The 22510-nt window shown below is 61.6% G+C and carries 21 protein-coding genes; 17 read left to right on the top strand and 4 right to left on the bottom strand.

Annotated features, from left to right (window positions below; translation table 11 throughout):
* From nuoH to ACFDTG_RS12300, 11 genes are all read left to right on the top strand, one after another.
* Window positions 1–983: NADH-quinone oxidoreductase subunit NuoH (gene nuoH / locus ACFDTG_RS12350; RefSeq protein WP_375291354.1), on the top strand; the 983-nt coding region annotated here is incomplete at its 5' end.
* Entirely contained in the window at window positions 980–1465 is a 486-nt protein-coding gene (gene nuoI / locus ACFDTG_RS12345; protein ID WP_375291353.1) for an NADH-quinone oxidoreductase subunit NuoI, read from the top strand. The genes nuoH and nuoI, both read left to right, overlap by 4 nt.
* Before the next feature lie 27 nt (window positions 1466–1492).
* The gene (locus ACFDTG_RS12340) at window positions 1493–2113 is read left to right on the top strand and encodes an NADH-quinone oxidoreductase subunit J (RefSeq protein ID WP_375291352.1); all 621 of its coding nucleotides are present in this window, start codon (window positions 1493–1495) and stop codon (window positions 2111–2113) included.
* Window positions 2110–2415 (top strand): NADH-quinone oxidoreductase subunit NuoK, encoded by a 306-nt coding sequence (nuoK, locus tag ACFDTG_RS12335; RefSeq protein WP_375291351.1) that lies wholly within the window; start codon window positions 2110–2112, stop codon window positions 2413–2415. Before ACFDTG_RS12340 ends, nuoK begins: the two co-directional genes overlap by 4 nt.
* Before the next feature lie 6 nt (window positions 2416–2421).
* Window positions 2422–4482: an NADH-quinone oxidoreductase subunit L gene (gene nuoL / locus ACFDTG_RS12330; protein WP_375291350.1), complete on the top strand. Its 2061-nt coding sequence runs from the start codon at window positions 2422–2424 to the stop codon at window positions 4480–4482.
* Window positions 4482–6029: an NADH-quinone oxidoreductase subunit M gene (locus ACFDTG_RS12325; protein ID WP_375291349.1), complete on the top strand. Its 1548-nt coding sequence runs from the start codon at window positions 4482–4484 to the stop codon at window positions 6027–6029. The genes nuoL and ACFDTG_RS12325 overlap by 1 nt, the downstream gene beginning before the upstream one ends.
* Window positions 6029–7486, top strand: a complete 1458-nt coding sequence (gene nuoN / locus ACFDTG_RS12320) for an NADH-quinone oxidoreductase subunit NuoN (protein ID WP_375291348.1) — start codon at window positions 6029–6031, stop codon at window positions 7484–7486. The genes ACFDTG_RS12325 and nuoN overlap by 1 nt, the downstream gene beginning before the upstream one ends.
* Window positions 7483–8205, top strand: coding sequence for a biotin--[acetyl-CoA-carboxylase] ligase (locus tag ACFDTG_RS12315; protein ID WP_375291347.1), 723 nt, complete (start codon window positions 7483–7485; stop codon window positions 8203–8205). Before nuoN ends, ACFDTG_RS12315 begins: the two co-directional genes overlap by 4 nt.
* 3 nt (window positions 8206–8208) lie before the next feature.
* Window positions 8209–9000 carry a type III pantothenate kinase gene (locus tag ACFDTG_RS12310; protein WP_375291346.1) on the top strand — a complete coding sequence of 264 codons (792 nt, stop codon included), beginning with the start codon at window positions 8209–8211 and terminating at the stop codon, window positions 8998–9000.
* A complete protein-coding gene (locus tag ACFDTG_RS12305) occupies window positions 8997–10652 on the top strand; it encodes a ribonuclease J (RefSeq protein ID WP_375291345.1) in 1656 nt (551 codons plus the stop codon). Before ACFDTG_RS12310 ends, ACFDTG_RS12305 begins: the two co-directional genes overlap by 4 nt.
* Window positions 10649–10918 carry a DUF1467 family protein gene (locus ACFDTG_RS12300; RefSeq protein ID WP_375291344.1) on the top strand — a complete coding sequence of 90 codons (270 nt, stop codon included), beginning with the start codon at window positions 10649–10651 and terminating at the stop codon, window positions 10916–10918. The genes ACFDTG_RS12305 and ACFDTG_RS12300 overlap by 4 nt, the downstream gene beginning before the upstream one ends.
* 1 nt (window position 10919) lies before the next feature.
* Here ACFDTG_RS12300 and ACFDTG_RS12295 read toward each other — a convergent pair whose 3' ends face one another.
* Complete coding sequence (locus ACFDTG_RS12295) at window positions 10920–13712, bottom strand: ATPase (RefSeq protein ID WP_375291343.1); 2793 nt, start codon at window positions 13710–13712, stop codon at window positions 10920–10922.
* A 70-nt stretch (window positions 13713–13782) separates the two neighbouring features.
* On the opposite strand from ACFDTG_RS12295, the gene ACFDTG_RS12290 reads away from it, so the two are divergent.
* The 4 genes from ACFDTG_RS12290 to ACFDTG_RS12275 all read left to right on the top strand — a co-directional run bounded on the left by ACFDTG_RS12290 (window position 13783) and on the right by ACFDTG_RS12275 (window position 17702).
* Window positions 13783–14094, top strand: a complete 312-nt coding sequence (locus ACFDTG_RS12290; protein WP_375291342.1) for an Hpt domain-containing protein — start codon at window positions 13783–13785, stop codon at window positions 14092–14094.
* A gap of 163 nt (window positions 14095–14257) precedes the next feature.
* Entirely contained in the window at window positions 14258–15379 is a 1122-nt protein-coding gene (locus ACFDTG_RS12285) for a hypothetical protein (RefSeq protein WP_375291341.1), read from the top strand.
* A complete protein-coding gene (locus tag ACFDTG_RS12280; RefSeq protein WP_375291340.1) occupies window positions 15376–16329 on the top strand; it encodes a hypothetical protein in 954 nt (317 codons plus the stop codon). The genes ACFDTG_RS12285 and ACFDTG_RS12280 overlap by 4 nt, the downstream gene beginning before the upstream one ends.
* Window positions 16326–17702: a sensor histidine kinase gene (locus ACFDTG_RS12275; protein ID WP_375291339.1), complete on the top strand. Its 1377-nt coding sequence runs from the start codon at window positions 16326–16328 to the stop codon at window positions 17700–17702. Before ACFDTG_RS12280 ends, ACFDTG_RS12275 begins: the two co-directional genes overlap by 4 nt.
* On the opposite strand, the gene ACFDTG_RS12270 is transcribed toward ACFDTG_RS12275, so the two are convergent.
* The 3 genes from ACFDTG_RS12270 to gltX are packed head-to-tail and all read right to left on the bottom strand — an operon-like array spanning window position 17703 to window position 20631.
* Entirely contained in the window at window positions 17703–17897 is a 195-nt protein-coding gene (locus ACFDTG_RS12270) for a hypothetical protein (RefSeq protein ID WP_375291338.1), read from the bottom strand. It abuts the gene before it with no gap.
* A gap of 2 nt (window positions 17898–17899) precedes the next feature.
* The gene (locus ACFDTG_RS12265; protein WP_375291337.1) at window positions 17900–19186 is read right to left on the bottom strand and encodes a citrate synthase; all 1287 of its coding nucleotides are present in this window, start codon (window positions 19184–19186) and stop codon (window positions 17900–17902) included.
* Between the two features lie 20 nt (window positions 19187–19206).
* Complete coding sequence (gene gltX, locus ACFDTG_RS12260; protein ID WP_375291336.1) at window positions 19207–20631, bottom strand: glutamate--tRNA ligase; 1425 nt, start codon at window positions 20629–20631, stop codon at window positions 19207–19209.
* A 29-nt stretch (window positions 20632–20660) separates the two neighbouring features.
* Between gltX and ACFDTG_RS12255 the strand changes: the two genes are divergently transcribed.
* Window positions 20661–21035 (top strand): hypothetical protein, encoded by a 375-nt coding sequence (locus tag ACFDTG_RS12255; RefSeq protein WP_375291335.1) that lies wholly within the window; start codon window positions 20661–20663, stop codon window positions 21033–21035.
* The coding region (locus ACFDTG_RS12250; protein ID WP_375291334.1) for a ComEC/Rec2 family competence protein at window positions 20969–22510 on the top strand (1542 nt) is incomplete at its 3' end. The genes ACFDTG_RS12255 and ACFDTG_RS12250, both read left to right, overlap by 67 nt.

Genomic DNA, 22510 nt, shown 5'->3' with positions numbered 1-22510 from the left:
CGCTGATGCTGGCGGTGGCGATGATCATCTACGCCGATCGCAAGATCTGGGCGGCCATCGCGCTGCGCAAGGGGCCTAACGTGGTCGGGCCCTTCGGCTTGCTGCAAAGCTTCGCGGACGGCCTCAAGGTCTTCCTCCAGGAAACGATTATTCCTTCGGCCGCGAACAAGGGCATCTTCCTGATCGCGCCGATCGTCACTTTCACCGTGGCGCTGATGGCCTGGGCGGTTGTGCCCTTCGGCCCTGGTGCGGTGCTGGCGGATATCAACATCGGCCTGCTCTACATCCTCGCGATCAGCTCGCTGGGGGTTTACGGCGTGGTGATGAGCGGGTGGGCGTCGAACTCCAAGTACCCGTTCTTCTCCGCCATGCGCGCCGCCGCGCAGATGATCTCCTACGAAGTGTCGATCGGCTTCATTCTGGTCTGCGTGATCCTGTGGGCCGGCACGACCAATATGAACGGGCTGATCCTTGCGCAGAAGGGGCACATCTTCGGGATCATCAACGGGTTTGTGTTCAACCCCCTGCTGTTCCCGCTGTGGGTGATGTTCCTCATCAGCGCTCTGGCCGAAACCGCGCGTGCGCCCTTCGATCTGACGGAGGCGGAGAGCGAACTGGTCGCCGGCTATCAGACCGAATATTCCTCGATGAGCTTCGCGCTGTTCTGGCTGGGCGAATACGCCAACGTGCTGCTGATGTGCGCGCTCAACGCCATCCTGTTCTGGGGTGGCTGGCTGCCGCCGCTCGATATTCCGATCCTTTATGATTTCCTCTTTACCGCGGGTATCACGGCAGCATTCTGGCTCTTCGCCAAGATTCTGTTCTTCTTCTTCATCTTCAGCTGGGTGAAGGCGACCGTTCCGCGCTATCGCTATGACCAGCTGATGCGTCTGGGCTGGAAGGTCTTCCTGCCGCTCAGCCTGCTGTTCGTCGTTCTGATTTCGGGTTGGCTGATGTTCACTCGCTATGGAGGTGTCGCGTGAGCGTCGCGCAACTGGTCAAGTCGTTCACCCTTTGGGAATTCGTGAAGGCGCACGCCCTCACGCTGAAGTATTTCTTCAAGCCCAAGGTGACCATCAACTATCCGTTCGAAAAGAACCCGCTCAGCCCGCGTTTCCGCGGAGAGCATGTGCTGCGCCGCTATCCCAATGGCGAGGAGCGCTGCATCGCGTGCAAGCTGTGCGAGGCGGTGTGCCCGGCGCTCGCGATCACCATAGAAAGCGAACCGCGCGAGGATGGCAGCCGCCGCACCACGCGCTACGACATCGACATGACCAAGTGCATCTATTGCGGCTTCTGCCAGGAAGCCTGCCCGGTGGATGCCATCGTTGAGGGCCCGAACTTCGAATATTCGACTGAAACGCGCGAAGAACTGCTCTACGACAAGGCGAAATTGCTGGCGAACGGGGACAAGTGGGAGCGGGCCATCGCCGCGAACCTTGAAGCCGATGCGCCCTACCGCTAGGCGCGCGGCAACCGGCCCCGGGGACACATGATTCAAGCATTCGCCTTCTACCTGTTCGCGGCCCTCGTGGTTCTGAGCGCGGTCTTCGTGATTACCGCGCGCAATCCGGTGCATTCGGTGCTCTGGCTGATCCTCGCGTTCTTCAACGGGGCGGGGCTGATGGTGCTGGTGGGTGCCGAATTCATCGCGGCGCTGCTGGTCATCGTCTATGTCGGCGCGGTCGCGGTGCTGTTCCTGTTCGTGGTGATGATGCTGGACATCGATTTCGCCGAATTGCGCGCTGGTTTCGTGAAGAACTTCCCGCTCGGGCTGCTCATCGCGCTGGTCCTTCTGGCTGAGCTGACGCTGGGCATCGGCGCCTGGACGCTCGGCGGGATCGATCTGGGAACCGCTGCTGGCGATGCTGCGCCCATCATTGGCGCCACCAACACCGCCAGCCTGGGTGCAGTCCTTTACCGCGACTATCTGTTCCTGTTCGAAGCTGCAGGCATCATCCTCCTCGTCGCGATGGTCGGGGCGATCGTCCTTACCCACCGCGAAGGGCGTGCGCCCCGCGGGCAGCAGAACATTTCCAAGCAGGTTTCGCGCCGGCCCGACGAGGCAACGGTCATGCGTCAGCCAACAGTCGGTGAGGGGATCGAGCTGTGATCGGCATCGAACACTATATCTTCGTGAGCGCGATCCTGTTCGTGCTCGGCGTGCTCGGGATATTTCTCAATCGCAAGAACATCATCGTCATCCTCATGGCGATCGAACTGATCCTGCTCGCGGTGAATCTCAATCTCGTCGCCTTCAGCGCCTTCCTGGCGGATCTGACCGGGCAGGTGTTCGCCATGTTCGTGCTCACCGTCGCTGCGGGCGAGGCGGCGATCGGGCTTGCCATACTTGTGATCTATTTCCGTGGCCGCGGCACCATCGCGGTCGACAGCGTCGACCGGCTGAAGGGATAAGCCGCGGTGAATTCAATCCTTCTCATCGTTTTCCTGCCGCTGCTGGCTGCCATCGTGGGCGGGCTAGGCAACCGCATGCTGGGTGCCCCGGTGGTCAAATCCATCACGACTGGCGCACTCTTCATTTCCTGTGCGCTGAGCTGGCCGATCTTTCTCGCCTTCGTCGCCGGTGGCGCCGAAGCGACCGTCGTGCCGGTGCTCCAGTGGGTGCGGTCCGGCGATCTGGCCTTCGACTGGGCTCTGCGTGTCGATACGCTGACCGCGGTCATGCTGGTGGTGATCACCACCGTGTCCGCGCTCGTCCACCTCTATAGCTGGGGTTACATGGACGAGGACCCGGATCAGCCGCGCTTCTTCGCCTATCTCAGCCTCTTCACCTTCGCCATGCTGATGCTGGTGACGGCCGACAACCTGGTGCAGATGTTCTTCGGATGGGAAGGGGTGGGCCTGGCCAGCTATCTGCTGATCGGGTTCTGGTTCCGCAAGCCCAGCGCCAATGCCGCCGCGATCAAGGCCTTCGTGGTCAACCGCGTGGGCGATCTGGGCTTCATGCTCGGCATCTTCGGCACTTTCCTGGTTTTCAATACAGTCTCGATCCCTGAGATCCTGGCGGCGGCACCGGGAATGAGCGGCGCGTCGATCGGTTTCCTGGGTTACCGCGTCCACACGATGGACCTGCTGTGCATCCTGCTGTTCGTCGGCGCCATGGGGAAGTCGGCGCAGCTGGGCCTTCACACCTGGCTGCCTGACGCGATGGAGGGGCCGACGCCCGTCTCCGCGCTTATCCATGCCGCCACCATGGTCACCGCTGGGGTGTTCATGGTCTGCCGCCTCAGCCCGATGTTCGAAACCGCGCCGGTGGCGCTGACGCTGGTGACGGTGATCGGTGCGGCGACCTGCATCTTCGCCGCCACGGTCGGAACGACGCAGTGGGATATCAAGCGCGTCATCGCCTATTCGACCTGTTCGCAGCTCGGTTACATGTTCTTTGCGGCAGGCGTCGGCGCTTACGGCGCGGCGATGTTCCATCTGTTCACCCACGCTTTTTTCAAGGCACTCCTTTTCCTCGGTGCCGGCAGCGTGATCCACGCGATGCATCACGAGCAGGACATGCGCTATTATGGCGCGCTGCGTAAGCACATCCCGCTCACATTCTGGGCGATGATGGCCGGCACGCTCGCCATTACCGGCTTCGGAGTGTACGACCTCCATCTCGGGTTCGCCGGCTTCTGGTCGAAGGACGCCATTATCGAGGTGGCCTTTGCGCGCGGGACGGAAGCGGCAAGCTTTGCTTTCTGGATGGGCGTGTTCGCGGCGCTCCTGACGAGCTTCTATAGCTGGCGCCTCGTGTTCCTGACCTTCTTCGGCAAACCGCGCTGGGCAGCAAGCGAGCATATCCAGCACGCAGTGCACCATGGGCATGACGAGCCGGATGAGGCGAACCCGGCCGCGCAGGAAGATGCAGGCCATGACGTGACTCACCACGTCCCCGATCCGGACCATGGTGACGGGACTGCGGGCTATCATCCGCATGAAAGCCCGATCACCATGCTCATTCCGCTAGTCGTTCTGTCGCTGGGAGCGATTGGGGCCGGCCAGATATTCGCGCCAAGTTTCCTGGATAACGAGGGCTTCTGGAATGGCTCGCTGTTCTACAACGAGGGTCTGATCCACGCCATGCACGGCGTCCCGGGCCTAGTGAAATACGCAGCCTTCATCGTGATGGTTCTGGGCTTCCTGATCGCTTGGTATGGTTACATCCGGAACACGCGCTTCCCCGGACAGGTCGCGGAACAGCTCGGCCCGATCTACCGCTTCGTCTTCAACAAGTGGTATTTCGATGAGCTCTACAATTTCCTGTTCGTCCGCCCTGCGTTCTGGCTTGGCCGCCAATTCTGGCAACGGGGCGATGTCGGGCTGATCGACCGGTTCGGACCGAACGGTGCGGCCTGGATCGTCGCGCAGGGCGCTGGCGCGGCCAAGCGTTTCCAGTCCGGTTATCTCACCAGCTACGCGCTGATCATGCTGCTCGGCCTCGTCGCCGCCATCACCTGGGTGCTGTTCTGATGGGGTTTCCCATTCTCTCGCTGATGCTTCTGATCCCGCTTGTGGCGGCGATCGCATGTCTGTTTCTTTCCGCACCCGCAGCGCGCCTAGTCGCGCTGGTGGCCTCGCTCGCGGACTTCGTTCTGGGCATGTTGCTCTGGGCGAATTACGACGTCGGTGGGGCACAATGGCAATTCACCGAAAGAGCGGATTTGTTCGCGGGCTTCAGCTATGCCTTGGGGATCGACGGCATAGCCTTGATGCTGATCGTGCTCAGTGTTTTCCTGATGCCGATCTGCATTCTGGCCAGCTGGGAAGCGATTCAGAAGCGTGTCGGCGAGTACATGGCCGCTTTCCTGCTGATGGAGACACTGATGATCGGTGTCTTCGCAGCGCAGGACCTCTTCCTGTTTTACATCATGTTCGAAGCAGGCCTGATCCCGATGTATCTGATCATCGGCGTATGGGGCGGCACGAACCGCATTTATGCCAGCTACAAGTTCTTCCTCTACACGCTACTCGGATCCGTGCTCATGCTGATCGCGATGCTGTGGATGGCGAACACTGCGGGCACCACCGATATTCCGACGCTGATGGCCTACGACTTCCCGGCCGAGGCGCAAACCTGGCTGTGGCTTGCATTCATGGCCAGTTTCGCGGTGAAGATGCCGATGTGGCCGGTCCACACCTGGCTTCCCGATGCCCACGTTCAGGCGCCGACTGCGGGCTCGGTCATTCTGGCGGGCGTTCTGCTCAAGATGGGCGGTTACGGCTTCATCCGGTTCAGCCTTCCGATGTTCCCCGACGCCAGCGCGCAGTTCATGTGGCTGATCCTCGGTCTCAGCATGGCTGCGGTAATCATCACCAGCCTCATCGCCCTCGTCCAGCACGACATGAAGAAGCTGATCGCCTATTCCTCGGTAGCCCATATGGCGATCGTCACGGCGGGCCTCTTCGCCTTCAATCCGCAGGGCCTTGAAGGGGCGATGATCATGATGCTGAGCCATGGTCTGGTGTCGGGTGCGCTTTTCCTTTGCGTGGGCGTAATCTACGATCGGCTGCATACCCGCGAGATCGACCGTTACGGCGGGCTGGCCATCAACATGCCCCAATACGCGATCTTCTTCCTGTTCTTCACCATGGCCAGCATCGGCCTTCCCGGGACGAGCGGCTTCGTCGCCGAATTCGTCAGTCTCGCGGGCGTTTATCAGGTCTCCAGCCTGGCCACGTTCGTGCTGACGACCGGCATCATCCTGGGTGCCGGTTACATGCTCTATCTCTATCGCCGCGTAGCCTTCGGGGTTCAGAAAAACGCCGATGCCGCCGCGATGCTCGATCTCAATGGACGGGAATGGGGTATGCTTGCGGTCATCACCGCCGCTGTTTTGTGGATGGGGATCTATCCGGAAAGTTTCATCGCTCCGATGCGCCAGGATATCGCCCTGCTCGATGCTCGTCTGGCCGAAGCGGCACCTCAAGGTGACGCACGCCCCGTGCAGGGCGAACCCCGCGCCTATCCTGCGAATGCGCTCGCAGCGCATGAAGCCGGGGAAGGGGAGGCACACTGATGGACTACGCCAACTCCCTTTACCTGACGAGTGCCGAGGTGGGGCTTTCGCTGGCCGGGCTCGCACTTCTCCTCCTGACGGCCTGGACCGGACCTAAGTCCGCGCGGGGAATCACGATTGCCGCAGTGGCCGCCTTGTTCGGCGCGGCGATTTTCACTGCCGGGGCATTGTTCGACGGCGACCAGATGTTCGAGGCATTCGGCGGTCTCTATCGGGTCGATGCGTTCGGAAGCTTTGCAAAGACGCTTATCTATCTCGCCACAATTGCCTGCCTGATCGTGACCCCCCGCTATTTCATCGAGCGGGACGCCTATCGGGGAGAATACCCGGTCCTGATGCTGTTTGGCGCGGTCGGCATGGGAATGATGGTCTCCGCCACCGACCTCATGACGCTGTACATCGGTCTCGAGATGTCGAGCCTTGCCAGCTACATCTTCGCAAGCTTTCTGCGCGGCGACTGGCGTTCAAATGAGGCGGGCCTCAAGTATTTCATCCTCGGCGCGCTCGCGTCCGGGATCATTCTTTATGGCATGAGCCTGATCTATGGGTTCGCGGGAACCACCGATTACACCGGGATCCGCATCGCCTTCGAAGCCAGTTTCCCCACCGGAGCGCTGTTTGGCGTGGTGTTCGTGCTGGCCGGCCTGGCGTTCAAGATCGCTGCGGTGCCGTTCCATATGTGGACGCCGGATGTTTACGAAGGCGCACCCACTCCGGTGACGGCATTCTTTGCCAGTGCTCCCAAGGTCGCTGCCGTGGCCATGCTGATGCGCATGGCCCTCATCCCGTTCGGCGGGGAGGTGGATGCCTGGCGGCAGATCGTCATATTCGCCGCTCTTGCGTCGATCGTGGTGGGTGCCTTGGGCGCGATTGGACAGCAGAACCTCAAGCGGGTGCTGGCCTATTCCTCGATCAACAACATCGGCTTCCTCCTAATCGGCCTGGCTGCGGCTACGCCCGCGGGTGCGAGTGCAGTGATGATCTATCTCGACATCTATGTCGCGATGACGATCGGCAGCTTCGTGGCGCTCCTTATGCTCCGGGACGAGGATGGACGGCCCCTGGAGACATTTGCCGATATCGCCGGTCTGTCCACCACCCGCCCAGGCCTTGCCTGGTGTATTCTGTTCCTGATGTTCAGTCTTGCCGGTATTCCTCCCTTGTTCGGGTTCTGGGGCAAGTTCGTTGTATTTCAGGCCGCGGTCCAGGCCGACCTGGTTCCGCTCGCAGCGATAGGCATTGCCGCCAGCGTCATCGGGGCGTTTTATTACCTGAAATTCGTCAAGGTGATGTTCTTCGACGATAGCGAGCGCGTGCCAGAGCGGCGTAGCCCCGCCGGGCACTGGGCCGTGCTTGTCGCATGTGTGCTTGTCATATCGCCGCTCGGCTATCTTGCGACGCCGTGGCTGGGTCAGGTCGCGGACAAGGCGGCGGCCGCGCTCTTTATCGCCGCTTGATAAAATACGTCTCCGAGACCGGTTCCACCAATGCCGACGTGATTGCGGACCTGCGCGATGGCGTGCCGCTGCGCGAAGGCGCATGGCTGGTCGCCGACCGGCAGAAGGCGGGGAGGGGCCGGCAGAACCGGAAATGGTTCGATGGGTCCGGCAATTTCATGGGCTCCACGATGGTGCGGCTGCATCCGGGCGATCCGCCTCCGGCAAGTCTTGCGCTGGTTGCCGGTCTCGCCCTCTATGAAAGCGTGGTTCCACTTCTTCCCCAGCCGGCGCCCCTGCGGTTGAAATGGCCTAACGACCTCACTTTTTCCGGTGCCAAACTGGCGGGGATCCTGCTCGAAAGACAGGGCGATTTTCTGGTCATCGGGATCGGAGTGAATCTCGTCTCGGCACCTGCGATCGAAGGGCGCGAAACCGTGGCGCTCGCGCGATTGACGGCGCCGCCGCATCGTGACGCTTTCGCCGCGTCGCTTGCGGGATCGCTCACGCGCGAACTGGACCGCTGGCGATCTTTCGGGCTGGAACCCCTACTGAACCGATGGCAGGCCGCCGCTCACGAGATCGGTACGCGATTGAACGTTCAGGCCGCGGGCGAAGGCCAGCAAGAGGGGACTTTCGCCGGCCTTTCGGACGAGGGCGCTTTGCAGCTTCGCTTGGCCGACGGAACCTTCCGTGTCATTCATGCCGGCGACGTGTTTTTTGCACAAAGGGAAGGCTGAGCGATGCTTTTGGTGGTGGACGTTGGCAACACCAATGTGGTGTTTGCCCTGTTCGAAGGCAGGGAAATAAAGACCCGCTGGCGCATTGCCACCGAAGCACGGCGCACGGGCGATGAATACGCCGTGTGGCTTCTTCAACTCCTTTCGATCGAGGGGTTTGGTCGCGGCGATATCCACCAGATCATCGTCGGCTCGGTCGTTCCGCGGGCCGTCCATAATTTGACCGTGCTGGCCCAGAAATACTTCGATGTAGAGCCCATGATCGCCGGACATGGCACGGCAGACTGGGGCATCGCGGTCGATGTCGATGAACCGCGTTCGCTTGGTGCCGACCGGGCGCTTAATGCGATAGCGGCGCATGCGAAATATGAGGCGGATCTGATCGTCGTCGATTTCGGCACGGCAACCACTTTCGATGCGATCGATTTCACCGGAGCTTACAAGGGCGGCATCATTGCGCCTGGTATCAATCTCTCTCTCGATGCGTTGGTCGGGAATACGGCGAAGCTTCCGCGCATTGCGATCGAGGCGCCGCGTTCCAAAAGCGTGATCGGGACCAATACCGAAGATCAGATGCTTATCGGCGTGTTCTGGGGCTATGTCGCGATGATGGAAGGACTGATCGCCCGCATGAAGCAAGAAATCGGTCGCCCATGTAAAGTGGTCGCGACCGGAGGGCTGGCGATCCTGTTCCACGACCACACCGAACTGTTCGACCATGTGGACAGCGATTTGACACTGGAAGGCCTGGCGATCCTCGCCGAACGCGCCGAACGGAGGGCCTTGGCCACGTGAAGAAGAATTTCGCTCCCGAAGACGAACTGCTTTTCCTGGCCCTCGGGGGGTCGGGCGAAATCGGGATGAACGTCAACCTCTACGGCTGTCGCGGGCGCTGGTTGATGGTGGACCTGGGGATGACCTTCAGCGGGTATGAATATCCCGGAGTCGACCTCGTCTTCGCGGACCTCGCCTTCATCGAGGAGCGGGCGGACACGCTCGATGGAATCGTCCTCACCCATGCGCACGAAGACCATATCGGCGCCATTCCCTATTTCGCAGCGGATTTGGGCGTGCCGCTGTTCGCCACGCCGTTCACCGCCGAACTGATCCGGCGCAAGCTGGAAGAGGCGGGGCTCCTCGATAGCGTAGAACTCAATGTTATCGAACCGGACGACGGAGCCTTCCCGGTCGGACCGTTCGGCATCAGATACATCCCGCTGGCCCACTCCATCGCGGAGGGTAATGCGCTCCTGATCGAGACTCCCTTCGGCCAGATCTTCCATACCGGGGACTGGAAGCTCGACGAGGATCCGATCATCGGAGAGCCGACGACGGAGGAAGAGCTAGTCGAAATTGGTGATAGCGGCGTCCTGGCGCTCGTGTGCGACAGCACCAACGTCTTCAATCCCGCGCCCAGCGGCAGCGAGGGCGCGGTCTATCGTGGCCTGCTGGAGGAGGTCCAGCGACACCCCGGCAAGCGGGTTCTGGTCACCACATTCGCCAGCAATGTCGCCCGGCTTCAGACGCTGGGCGATGTCGCCAGGGAGACCGGACGACAGATTTGCGTGGCCGGGCGGTCCCTCGATCGGATCATCGAAGCGTCGCAGGAGAACGGCTATTTGCTCGATTTTCCCGAACCGGTAGATTTCGATACCGCGATGAGCCTTCCGCGCGGCGACCTGCTAATCCTGGCAACGGGGGGACAGGGCGAACCGCGCGCTGCGCTTTCGCGAATCTCCGAAGAAAACCATCCCCTGGAATTGTCGTCCGGCGATGTGGTGCTTTTTTCGAGCCGCCAGATTCCAGGCAACGAGCTTGCTATCGGCGCGGTGCAGAACCGGCTTGCCGCACGCGGCATAACCATGGTTACGGACCGCCAGAGCGAGATTCATGTTTCCGGCCATCCCGGCCGGCCAGAGCTCGAAGCATTGTATGGCTGGCTGCGCCCGGAAATCCTGGTGCCCGTCCATGGAGAAATGCGGCACATGCAAGAGCAGGCGCGTCTCGGCCGGGCGAGCGGCATCGCGGAAGCCGTCGTGCAGCAGAACGGCGACATGGTTCGCTTGGCGCCCGGTGCCCCGGGCAAGATCGCCGAAGTCGGGGCCGGCCGCCTGATCCTCGATGGCGATCTGATCGTTCCGGCCGATGGCGATGCGATTGTCATGCGCCGCAGGCTCGCCCGCGATGGTGTCGTCATCGTGGTACTCGAAACCGGCGGTGCGATGCAGATCGAGACTATGGGCCTGCCTCTGGACGAGGATATGCCTCGGTTCATTGCCGAAGCACAAACAGACATCGCAGCTGCCCTCCGGCGCCTGAAAGGCGCGGCTCGGCGCGATCGGGCCGAAATTACCGAAGCGGCCCGTCTCGCTGCGCGCCGTGCGGCCAACCGCTGGTCAGGAAAGAAACCGCAGGTTCGCGTAATTCTTGCGGGAGGTCTGGTTTGAGCTGGACCTCCGTTGTTGCTATCTACTTCCTGTTCTGGGTGATGTGCGCCTTCCTGCTCCTGCCGTTCGGCGTGAAGACACACGAGGAGTTGGGAGAGGAAAAGGTGCCCGGCCAGGCCGACAGCGCGCCCGCAAATTTCCGGCCCGGCCCCCTGATGCTGCGGGCTACCGTGTTGGCGGCGATCGTTACCGCCCTTTATGTATGGAACTACAGCGCCCGATGGATCGGGATCGAGGATCTCGACGTCACCCGCTGGTTCGCCTGACCTACTGGCGCAGGCGTTTGATGCCCTGGGCAAGCGCCACGTAGAGTTTCCCCATGTCGCTCGACAGCAGGGTAACGCCCAGCGCGTGGCCATCGCGCGTCGAAAGCATGGTCCGCAACATCGATTCGAAGTCGTGAATATATCGGCTCACGTGCTCCCGGAATTCGTGATCGCTTTCGTAAAGATCCGAAATGACGCGCGCTTCCGAATTGTCGATCAAGCGCACCGCGCGCCGCGTGAAGATCCCCCGGTCGCCCTTGAGATAACTCGACCATGCGGTGTCGGTCACCTCGGTGGAGAGCGCCTTGGCGATATCGATCGAATGTGAATTGAGGCTTTCCGTGATGAGCGCCACACGGCGTGAGAAATCGCTGTCGACCTGTTCTTCCACCTGTTCGCGCGCGCGCGCGGCACGCGATTCGAGGTTGACCGTCAATTCATGCACACGCGCCAGCTGGTTGCGCATCTCCGCCACCGCTTCCCGGGCCGCCTCGGTAGATTGCACGGTCGCTTCATCCAGCCTGGCCAGGCTGTCTTCGGTACGCGCCTCGATCGCGCGATCGATTGCCTGCGCGCTGCTGTCCGCCATGCGGTCGGCAAGTGCCGCCACCCGCGCTTCGTTCCCGGCTTCGATCTCGCCGAACAGGGCAGCTCCAGCCGCCCTCAATTGGCCAAGGCTGGATGCCATGGCTTCGACGGTTCGCTCGATATGCTCTCTCTCGGTGCGATCCGCCTCTGCCGATCGTTCGCGCAGCGCTTCGATGGCGGCGCCATGGCTCCGCTCGAATTCTGCGATGGCGACGCGGCCATCATCCTTGATCCTGGCGATGGCGTCGGACAGTGTATTGCCTACCGTTTCGGCGAGCGCTCGGCTGTCCTCGTCCGCGGCTGAAAGCTGGACACGCAATTCTTCCAGTACCGTCAGCTGCTCTTCGGTCGTTCCGGACAGCCTTGCCCGAATAGCGTCCAGATCGACCATCACGTCCCGACCTGCCTGGTGCATCCCCGAAAAGCCGCTGTTGATGTCCCCTGCCAATCGATTTGCTTCGCTCAGGGTTTCCCTGACCGCTTCACTGTCACCGCGGGCATTGCCAAGCTTGGTCTCGAAATTCTCGATCGCAGTGGGAAGCTCGTCGCGGCTGTGCTTGGCGGTGGCCTGGATGATTTCCAGCAAGCGAACGCTCGCATCGGTCAGCCTCGCCAAGGCACCTTCCGCCTCGGCCAGATCGTTCGCATGCGTGCGGACCGTGTCCGAGAATGTCCGGGAATTGTCGGAAAGCGACGTTCCGGCATCGCCCGCCCGTTCCGCAATCGCAACCACATGTCCCTCGATGTCCGCAAGCCGTGCGGCCAGCGTTTCGGCCGCATCGCCAAGGCCTGCGATATGGGCCATGTGTTCGGCGTAGCGATCGGATATTTCGCGATCCAGCTCTTCGCCACGCGCGACGATACGCAAACGGGCAGCATCCTCGGCGGCCTCGAACGCATCATTTCGGGCATCGACCCGGGCCTGAAATTCCCGATCACGCTCGATCATGCGGGCATCGATTGCTTCTGCTTCGGCAGTTAATGCAGCCAGCTTTTCCTGAGCCTTGTCGAGTGCTCTCTCGTCCAGAAGAGCGATCTCCTGCAAGGTCGTCTCAAGGCGGCGGTGCAGATCGGAAATCTGCCCTTCCCAGACCGTCTTTGCAGCCTGTTCACCGGCGCGCACCGCGGCTGCGGCGTCATGCGCCTCCTGCTTGAATGCGGCTATCCGGTTGCGCATCGCGGCAAGCGCAGCGACCTCCTCCAACTGGCGCGCATCATGTGCCGCAACCAATTCATCCCGCAGGGTCTCGCCACGCTGGCGCATTGCGGCCAGAACTTCCACCTCGCGGGCATCCAGATCGGCCCGGTGGCCCTCCAGATCCTCGCGCAAGGCGCTTAGGCGGGCGGCGTTGTTTTCATCGATATCCTGCGCAAATCCGTCCAGCTGGTTCAGGGCGTCTTCGATCCGCTTCTTCAGGGATGTGACTTGCCTTTCGCTTGCCTCGCCGAATTCGTTGAGGCGCGCGAATCCGCTGACCAGATCGTCAAGCTGCGTTTTTGCTGTCCGACCCGCTCCACCGATCTGATTGGATACATCGCGTGCGGAATTGGCCACCACCGGCAGGTGATCGCGAAGCTGCGTCATGTTATCCAGAGCCGTTCTGCTCACGCCCGCGATGGCGTCGACCTGGTCACCGTTGCTGACGACCAGATCCTGAAGCTTGCTTGCATGTTCCGATATCTTTTCCGCAGCGGCTCGCCCGAGATAGTCCAGTTCGCGCGACTGCGCGGCAAGGAATTCGCGCGCGAGACTGAGTTCGCGGTTCACGACGGTCAACCGTGCCTCGAGCAGGGCCGACTCATCGGAAAGCGCCCGCGCCGCATTTCCGAACCGCGATGCTTCCCGCGCCGAACTGCGCATGCCGATCAGCCAGGCGATGCCGATCAGCAGAGGCGGAACCGACCAGTCCGCGATCCAGCCCGTCCATTCATCGATCGAGGCGCCCTGGGATATTTCGGCCCAATGGGTGAGCGCGAACAGCGCTGTCCATGCGGCAATCAAAAGCAACGCAACCAGAGCGATCGCGAAGGGCCAGATCGGGCGACGCGGGGTCTCCACGTCATAATCGTCGGCAAATTCGTCGCTGGTCACATGTTCCTGGCCATCGTCCGCCAGCGTGGTTTCCCGATCGACACTATCCGCCTCGGCGGTGTCCGTCGCCCCCTCGCGGCCATCAATGGCGCGGATGTGCCTGCCTTCGCTCATCGCGAGGTGATATACGTTGCGAGGCGAAGGTTAAACCCGTTTTAACCGAGCGCGCGTACGAGAGTCCGCGATGGCATATGAATCCGGAACATTTGAAGCGTCGCTTGCGGTTGCTGCGGGCGAGGATTTCGCATTGCTGGCCGAACTGCGGCTTGCTTATCTAGAAAGCGCTTCGCGCCAGCTCGATCTGCTGCGCCGCTCGCGATGCGATGCCAACTGGCAGGTCGCCGCGCTGCGCCTGCAGGGCATCGCGGCGAGTTTTCAGGATCACGAACTCGCCAGTATTTCGCGGGACGTTGTGACAAGTGCTCCAGGCGATCCCTTCGTGCTTCGACGCGTTGGCCAGCATCTCGACAAAATCGGGGGACAGGCGCTCATTTAGCAGGTCCGGGCTATTGGAGCGGGCGCGATGCCCGCGTTAAAGGTGGTGGGCCCCCGCCAGCCGCCGGAATTCCGCCTTGCGAACTGCCTTGTTGTCCGCCTTGCCCGACCCTCGGACAGGGGGCGACGAGAGGCTTGCGTTTCGTAGGTTCGCCGGCAAAAGCGTGCTCGCGCATCAGATCGACTGCGCGGCGATTCTCGGTTGCCAGAGGGCGATTTGCATCGTCACCGGATTGGGGCAGGAAGTCGCCGCGGCGCGCCGATATGCGCAGGAAGCTGGATTGCGGTTCGAAACCGTCAGCAAGAATCTGGAACTGGCGGCGCTGATCACCGCAAGCGATGAGCTGCTGGTTTTTGCCGATGGCATCCTGCCTGATCGCAGCGTCCTGGTAGACAGCTTCGCGAACGGGAGGGCAATCCTGTCGTTTCCGGCGGAACAGGCTGTGCCGCTCGGCTTCGAACGGATCGATGCATCGCGTGCATGGAGCGGCGCCATGCTAATCCAGGGGGCGACGGTAAGCCGCCTCATGGACCTGCCCCCTGACTGCAACGTTGTGTCCTCCCTGCTGCGGATCGCCCTGCAAGGCGGAGCGGTGCTTGCGGAAGCGAAGCCGGACGTCCTCGAAGAGGGGACCTGGCTTAGCAGGGTGGATCGTGGAACCACGGACGCGAAGCAATGGCTGTGGATTACCAGACAGGTGAAACCCGCGTCATTCCGTGCGCCGGTGATGGCCATGATCGAACGGATCGGTTTGCGGCTTGCGCATGACATGGAGAGCGAGAAGTGGTCCAATGTGCCAGTCACGTCGAGTCTCGTGGCGCTTTTGGTAGCAGTGCTCGCAATCGCGTGGGGGTCCGTGGTGGCAGGCCTTGCCGCGCTTTTCGCCGCCAGCGCATTCTTGACAGTATCAGACGTTTTCCACCGCGTGCGCTCGCTGGGGGCGATTGACCGCTCGTCGGCTCGCTTCGTTGACGCCGTCGCGGTCGGGCGCGACATCATCCTCGCCATCGTACTCGCAGCGGGTGTGCAAACCGCCCCCTCCTGGTTGGAATGGTTCCTTGCGCTGATGGCCGTAGGTTCGCTGTATCTGGGGTCGAAGGCCGCACAGCCAAACTGGCGCGAAACATTTGGCGACAGGCCGCTCGTGCTGGTTGTTTTCCTTGCCGCCTGGGTCCTCGGTTACCTTCTGGAGAGTGTGGCGGTCGTTTCATTACTCGGGGTGGCAGCGGCGCTGTTGGCCAGCATTTCGAAGCGCGCTGGAGATAACGGCGAATTAACCATGTGACGCTAGACACTCTGGCAATGATCGGGCCAGGCGCCACTCCGCCGTCGGACAATGCCGACCAGCATCCTCTGCGCGCTGCCTGCGCGTTCGGGGACGCGGTGCTTGCGCAAAACCAGCGCGCCTTGGAGCATCTGCTGCTTTCCCAAGACCGTTCGCCGGTGAGCGAAAGCGTGGTCGTTCACGTGCAGGCGATGATTGCGAGTTTGGCACGCGCTCTTGTTGGGACGCGGATCGAATACGAGGGATCTGCCGCGAGGCTCGAAACACAGCTTATTCGTCAGGAGGAGATACGCAGCCATTGTCACGCACTGGCCCTCGAGTGGCGCCTTACCAAACAGCTCGAGGGGGTCATCGGGATTGACCCGGTTCTGACACCCTTGCTTCAGCAGGCGATTTCTCACGGCAATACGACAATTGCCGGCACCGCGATGGCTGCACTCGCGGCGCAAGCGCGCTTCGCCCAATCGCAAAGCAGGATGGAGCTTTCGCCTTTCGAACTGCCCGCAGAGCTCTTTCATCTTGCGTTTCTCGTTGCGCGCGATTCTGCGTCACCTGCGGAGGTTGAGAATTTCGGCACTAAGGAAGCCCGGCTGCGATCTGATTATGACGAAGGCAACAGCCGCCTCGCGCTTCTGGCACAACTTGCCAGCCAACTGGATGAGCCGTCAGCGAAACTTCTCGACATTCAGCAGACGGGCGTGGCGCTTTGGCTTGCGACGCTATCGTTGCGTTCCGGCGAAACCCGCGAGCAGATTTCGTTTGCAACGGTTGAGCCTTTGCTGGGCCGCTTGCTTTTGACGCTCAGAGCGGCGGGAGCGCTGCCGGAGGAAGCGGAGGCACAGGCTCTATTGATCGCCAACGATGCGTCCCTGCCGCGGGGGCTGCACGAAGTGGGAACGCGAGAAGCGGCGCAATGGCTGGCCCAATCGCGCGGAACCTCTTTGCAATGAGCATCGCAGCGTCGGAATATCTGGCCCGCGGTGCGGTTACCGAGGACGGCGTGTTCGAAACCGATGACGAGCTACTTGCGTCGATTCAGATTGCTTGCGGAGGTCGCGTCGGCGGCCAACTGGCCGTGCCGGAATTGAGAAGCCTCGTGGAAAAGGCGGATGCGTACCGGCTCCGCCTGTCGCGCCCTTTCACCGCCACCGGCGTCAACATACGCTTTTCCGGTTGGGTGGAAATCAATCCCGCTCGCGCTGCCGATAACTCTTGCGAAATCCGCCTCGTGTCCTGCCGGAGCGAGACGCTTAACCACACGGAGGATTATGAAGAGGCGGAACGGATCAAGCGCGAACTCAATCGAACGCTCCCTGAGTTCGTAGCTCGACTGGATCCGGACCAAGGCGTTATGACCACCGATACGCAGGCGCGTGACCTTCTTGGCCTCGCTAGAGAGATGTGCGCCGGCCCCATCCGACCCTGGACCGATTTCGTCACGGTTTCAGGCGCGCTTTACGATCAGCCTCTTCACTGGCGTCTGCTGGATGGCGCAACATGTCGGATTTCGGGGTCCGAACGCCCCTGGACGGCTTGGCTCGAACCTCTGGGTGTTCCAAATCCGGGAAGTGGCGGTTTCGTACTGACCCTCGTTTCCTCTGTCGCGCTGCAGCGATCAGATAGCGACGAGTTCGAGGAGAGCGAAACATCGCTTCCCGCCCTCACACAAGATCTCGCGCCGGCGATACGACAACCGCTGAACAATATCGTGGCGAGCGCTGAAGCGATCCAGATGAAACTCGCGGGACCACTGGCCGATATCTACAGCGGTTATGGAGGCGACATGGTCGCTGCCAGCGAGCACCTTGAGGGATTGCTCGAGGACGTCGTCGATCTGGAGGCTGTGGAAGCTTCCGAATTGATTATCGAGGTTGAGACCATCGATCTCGGCAAGGCGGCGCGGCAGGCTTGTGGTATTCTGGGTGCGAAAGCTTCGGCGCGCGATATCTCTCTGGTTCCCCCGGGCGCCAGTGAGGTGCTGCTAGGGAAGGGCGATTATCGGCGAGTTCTCCAGATCCTTATCAATGTGATCGGGAACGCCATCGCCTATGCACCCGCAGAAAGCCAGGTCTGGGTCCGGCTCGACCAGGATGATGGCCGGGCAATGGTCACGGTGGCGGACCAGGGCCGGGGCCTCACCAACGAGGAGCAACGGCGCATCTTCGATAAGTTCGAACGTCTGGGGCGCAAGGACGAGGGAGGAAGCGGCCTGGGACTCTATATCGCATCGCACCTTGCGGATGCGATGGACGGTACGCTTTGCGTGGAGAGCGCCCCGGGGCACGGCGCCAGATTCACACTGAGCCTGCCCTCAGCCGAATGACTATCGGCGCTTGCGCCGCGCCACCCCGATAAGGACGAGGCCGAACAGCGCCGTCAGGCTTCCGTACGCTATCCAATCTTTTTGCGCGAGCATGAAGCTTTCGGCGGGCCACATGATGATGCCGGCGCCCTGGAGAGCCCAGAAGACGCCGGCGACAACCAGAAGTGCGCCGATAAGATTCAACGCACTGCGCATACTCAGCGCTGCCCGATCGGCACGTAGTCGCGTTCCGTCGGACCCGTGTAAAGCTGACGCGGACGACCGATCACCTGACCGGGATCGGAGATCATCTCGTTCCACTGCGCGACCCAGCCCACTGTGCGAGCCAAAGCGAATAGCGCAGTGAACATGGTTGTCGGGAAACCGATGGCCGAAAGGATGATACCCGAATAGAAGTCAACGTTAGGGAATAGCTTCTTTTCCCTGAAGTAATCATCGCTCAGAGCGATTTCTTCCAAACGAAGCGCGGTTTCGAACACCGGATCCTTTACCTTCAGCGCTTCGAACACTTCGCGAACGGTTTCCTGCATGACGGTCGCACGCGGGTCGTAGTTCTTATAAACGCGGTGCCCGAATCCCATCAGACGGAAAGGATCGTTCTTGTCCTTGGCCCGCTCGATATAATGCGGGATGCGGTCGGGGGTGCCGATCTCCTGCAGCATATTGAGCGCCGCCTCGTTGGCGCCGCCGTGCGCGGGGCCCCATAGGCATGCAATCCCGGCCGCGATGCAAGCGAACGGGTTCGCGCCGGATGAGCCGGCAAGCCGAACCGTTGAGGTCGACGCGTTTTGTTCGTGATCGGCATGGAGGATGAAGATGCGATCCATAGCCTTTTCGACGGCAGGATGAATCTCGTATTCCTCGGCCGGTACACCGAATGTCATCCGCAGAAAGTTGCCCGTGTAGCTCAGGGAGTTGTCGGGCTGCAGGAAAGGCTGACCGATCGCGTACTTATATGCCATCGCCGCGATGGTGGGCATCTTGGCGATAAGCCGATGGCTGCTGATCTTGCGATGCTCTGGATCGGAAATGTCGGTGCTATCGTGATAGAAGGCGCTCAGTGCCCCGACGACGCCGCACATGATAGCCATCGGGTGCGCATCGCGGCGAAAGCCCTGATAGAACTGGCGAAGCTGATCATGCAGCATCGTGTGCCGGGTAATCGTGTAATTGAAGTCGTCGAGTTCGGACTGGTTCGGCAATTCGCCGTTCAGAAGCAGATACGCCACTTCGGTGAACGTCGAGTTTTCGGCGAGTTGTCCGATCGGGTAGCCGCGATGGAGAAGGACACCTTCCTGCCCATCGATAAAGGTCAAGGCGCTTTCGCAGCTCGCGGTCGATTTATAGCCGGGGTCGTATGTGAAGCAGCCGGTGTCGCCGTAGAGCTTGCGGATATCGATAACGTCCGGGCCGCAACTGCCCGAAAGGACCGGGTAGGTGACATCTGCGCTACCGACTTTGAGTTTGGCTTGGCTGTCGGCCATATTGGGGTCTCCGTTATTAATCAGCGTGTTCCGGAAGAAGCTTGTGCGTCGATCCGCGCAAGGGCTTCTTCCCGTCCCAGGAGGACCAGTACATCGAAAATTCCGGGCGAAGTGGTGGTCCCGGTCAAGGCTGCCCGCATGGGCTGCGCGAGCTTTCCAAGGCCAAGTTCCAGGCGCTCTGCAAGGGCCTTCGTAGTGGCTTCCAAGCTATCCGTTGTCCAGTTCTTTTCCTCGTGCAGAACCTCGGAAACGGATACCAGTATCGCTCGGCCCGCATCATCCAGCAGCGCTCGTGCCTTATCGGTCAGCGGCAACGGCCTCGTCGCGAATAGAAAGCCCGCATTTTCAGTCAGTTCGTCTAGGTTCTTGGCGCGGACCTTAAGCACCGGCATGGCCTGTTCAAGCAGCCCCTTGTCCACCGGACCGTCGATGCGGCGGGCTACCAGATCCGCAAGCCTCGCGTCGTCCGCTTCGCGAATATAATTCCCATTCAGATTCTGCAGCTTCTTGATGTCGAAGCGCGACGGGCTCTTCCCCACACCATGCAGATCGAAAAGCTTGATCGCCTCTTCGCGCGTGATTTCCTCCCGGTCGCCATGGCCCCAACCAAGGCGCAGCAGATAATTGAAAAGCGCTTCCGGAAGCACGCCTTCCTCATCCCGATAAGCCTCCACGCCCACCGCACCGTGCCGCTTCGATAGTTTTGCACCGTCTGCCCCATGTATGAGGGGCACGTGCGCATAAACCGGCTGAGGCCAGCCCATGGCCGTTATGATGGGAAGCTGGCGGAATGCATTGTTGAGATGATCGTCACCGCGGATCACGTGGGTGACCCCCATGTCGTGATCGTCGACGACGACGGCCAGCATATAGGTGGGGGTACCGTCCGCGCGCAGCAGCACATAGTCGTCGATCTCGGCGTTCTGAACGGTGACGCGCCCTTGAACTGCATCCTCGATGGTGGTTTCGCCTTCAGTCGGAACCTTGAGGCGCACGGAAAACGGCGCACCGGCCGGTGCTTCCGACAGATCGCGATCTCGCCACCGCCGGTCGTAGCGAAGAGGAAGCTTCTTCGCTCGCTGCTCAGTTCTCATGGCCTCGAGTTCTTCCGGGGTCGCGAAGCACTTGTACGCGTGCCCCGTCTCGAGAAGCTTCATTGCGACTTCCGCATGCCGACCGGCCCGGTCGGACTGAAAGACCGGAGGGGCGTCATAATCGAGCCCTAGCCATTCGAGCCCGTCCAGGATCTTGTCGATTGCGTCCTGCGTGGACCGCTTGCGATCTGTATCTTCGATACGCAACAGGGCTTTGCCTCCGTGATGCCTCGCGAACAGCCAGTTGAAGAGAGCGGTGCGGGCGCCGCCGATATGGAGATAGCCAGTGGGCGATGGGGCGAACCGGGTTACGACCTGCGTTGCTCCCGGGGTCGCGGTTTCGCTTGCCATCTGGCTCTCGTTCCTTTCCATATCGGATCATGGCGACGCATGATGCGCCTTTCGTGCCGCTGGGGGAGGCCGGGGCCTTTCCCAATGCTGCATCGCAGCGCCAATGGCAGCGCCCGCGCGGATTGTCCAGTTTCGCCGATAGGGCGGAAAGCTATTTGGCGAAGGCCGGGCACGACCGCGGTCCATGGCTCATCGTCGCATTCGCAGCAGGAATCGCGGCCTGGTTCCAGCTTTCGAACGCGAGCGAATGGGTCTTCGCGATGGCATTGGTCGCGGGTGCCGCTGCGACGGCCTGGCTCCATTGGCGCCGCGACGAACACAGGGAGTTGCTACGCACGTGGTCGTTGCGCTTGCCCTGTGTTTCGCCGGGGGGGTTGCCGCGATCCTTCTGCGATCCGAGATAGTTGGCACGGAAGCGATCGAGCGGCCATGGATCGGGCGTATCGAGGGGCGTATTCTTGAGCGCGAGGAGCAGCCAGCGCTCGATCGTGTGCGGCTTACGCTGGCCACCCGCGAACCGGTTACGGGCCGAGCAATAAAAGTCCGTCTCAACATTCCGCTCGACAAGGACAGGGACGGCTTGACCGAGGGCGCGGTTATCCGAGTCGGGGCAAGATTGATGCCTCCGGCGCCGCCGCTGGTCCCCGGGGCTTACGATTTCGCGCGGAGGGCATGGTTCGAGGGGCTCGCGGCGACGGGCGCTACCTATGGTCCGATAATTGTCACGGAGGCCGGGAAGCAAGGCTCGTCGGTCGCGCGCATTCAGCGAGCACTCTCTACGCATGTAAGGGCTCAGGTCGAGGGCCCTGCCGGCGCAATTGCCGCCGCATTCGCCAGCGGCGACCGTGGTGCCATCGGCGATGACGACGAGGAGGCGATGCGCGATGCCGGGCTGACGCATCTGCTTTCGATCAGCGGGGTGCACGTCAGTGCCGTCATTGCCGCTGCCTATCTGCTCTCGATAAGGATATTGGCGCTTTTGCCCTGGTTGGCTTTGCGTGTCCGATTGCCGCTCCTCGCGGCTGCGGTCGGAGCCCTGGCGGGTGTCGGCTACACTCTTCTCACCGGCGCCGAAGTGCCCACGGTACGCAGTTGTCTGGGGGCAGGCCTGGTACTTTTCGCGATTGCGTTGGGCCGTGACCCGCTCTCGCTCAGACTAGTCGCTATCGCCGCGGGCATCGTGCTGCTTCTCTGGCCGGAGTCGCTGGTCGGACCTAGCTTCCAGATGAGCTTCGCTGCCGTGCTTGCGATCGTTTCACTGCATGGCGCCGCACCGGTTCAGGCATTTCTTGCGCCGCGTGAGGAAAGCTGGCTAACGCGCATGGCGCGGCGACTAGTGATGCTTTTCGCGACAGGGCTGGTCATTGAAGCCGTTCTGGCGCCGATCGTCCTGTACCATTTCCACCGCTCAGGCATTTACGGTGCCTTCGCGAATGTGCTGGCGATCCCCCTCGTCACGATAGTCAGCATGCCGCTGATCGCCCTGGCGCTCTTTCTCGATCTGCTGGGGCTTGGAGGCCCGGTCTGGTGGCTGGCGGGTCTTTCGCTCGAGTGGCTCCTTGCACTGGCGCATTTCGTAGCGGACAGGCCGGGTGCGGTTCGGCTGATGCCGCAGATCGGCACCGGGGCGCTGCTCATCTATGTAGCCGGAATGCTCTGGCTCGCGCTGTGGCGGGGAAGAGCGCGCCTGCTGGGTCTTGCCCCCGCCGGTGTGGGAGTGATCCTGATGGCGCTTTCCCCCGTGCCGGACGTGCTGATCGCGCGCGATGGGCGCCAGATCGCCGTGACCGAACCAGACGGGCGCCTGCTCGTCCTGCGCGACAGTGCGGGATACGTCCTCGACAATATGCGGGAGGCGGCCGGGGTAGATACCGATCCC

It is taken from the genome of Qipengyuania sp., from assembly GCF_042095715.1.
Lineage (GTDB): Bacteria > Pseudomonadota > Alphaproteobacteria > Sphingomonadales > Sphingomonadaceae > Qipengyuania.
This window is presented reverse-complemented; position numbering and strand designations above follow the sequence as displayed.

Coding starts and splice junctions, on each gene's coding strand:
- ACFDTG_RS12340 (WP_375291352.1), top strand. CDS start 1,493: ATGATTCAAGCATTCGCCTTCTACCTGTTCGCGGCCCTCGTGGTTCTG.
- ACFDTG_RS12325 (WP_375291349.1), top strand. CDS start 4,482: ATGGGGTTTCCCATTCTCTCGCTGATGCTTCTGATCCCGCTTGTGGCG.
- nuoN (WP_375291348.1), top strand. CDS start 6,029: ATGGACTACGCCAACTCCCTTTACCTGACGAGTGCCGAGGTGGGGCTT.
- ACFDTG_RS12310 (WP_375291346.1), top strand. CDS start 8,209: ATGCTTTTGGTGGTGGACGTTGGCAACACCAATGTGGTGTTTGCCCTG.
- ACFDTG_RS12295 (WP_375291343.1), bottom strand. CDS start 13,712: ATGAGCGAAGGCAGGCACATCCGCGCCATTGATGGCCGCGAGGGGGCG.
- ACFDTG_RS12290 (WP_375291342.1), top strand. CDS start 13,783: ATGGCATATGAATCCGGAACATTTGAAGCGTCGCTTGCGGTTGCTGCG.
- ACFDTG_RS12275 (WP_375291339.1), top strand. CDS start 16,326: ATGAGCATCGCAGCGTCGGAATATCTGGCCCGCGGTGCGGTTACCGAG.
- ACFDTG_RS12270 (WP_375291338.1), bottom strand. CDS start 17,897: ATGCGCAGTGCGTTGAATCTTATCGGCGCACTTCTGGTTGTCGCCGGC.
- ACFDTG_RS12265 (WP_375291337.1), bottom strand. CDS start 19,186: ATGGCCGACAGCCAAGCCAAACTCAAAGTCGGTAGCGCAGATGTCACC.
- gltX (WP_375291336.1), bottom strand. CDS start 20,631: ATGGCAAGCGAAACCGCGACCCCGGGAGCAACGCAGGTCGTAACCCGG.
- ACFDTG_RS12255 (WP_375291335.1), top strand. CDS start 20,661: ATGGCGACGCATGATGCGCCTTTCGTGCCGCTGGGGGAGGCCGGGGCC.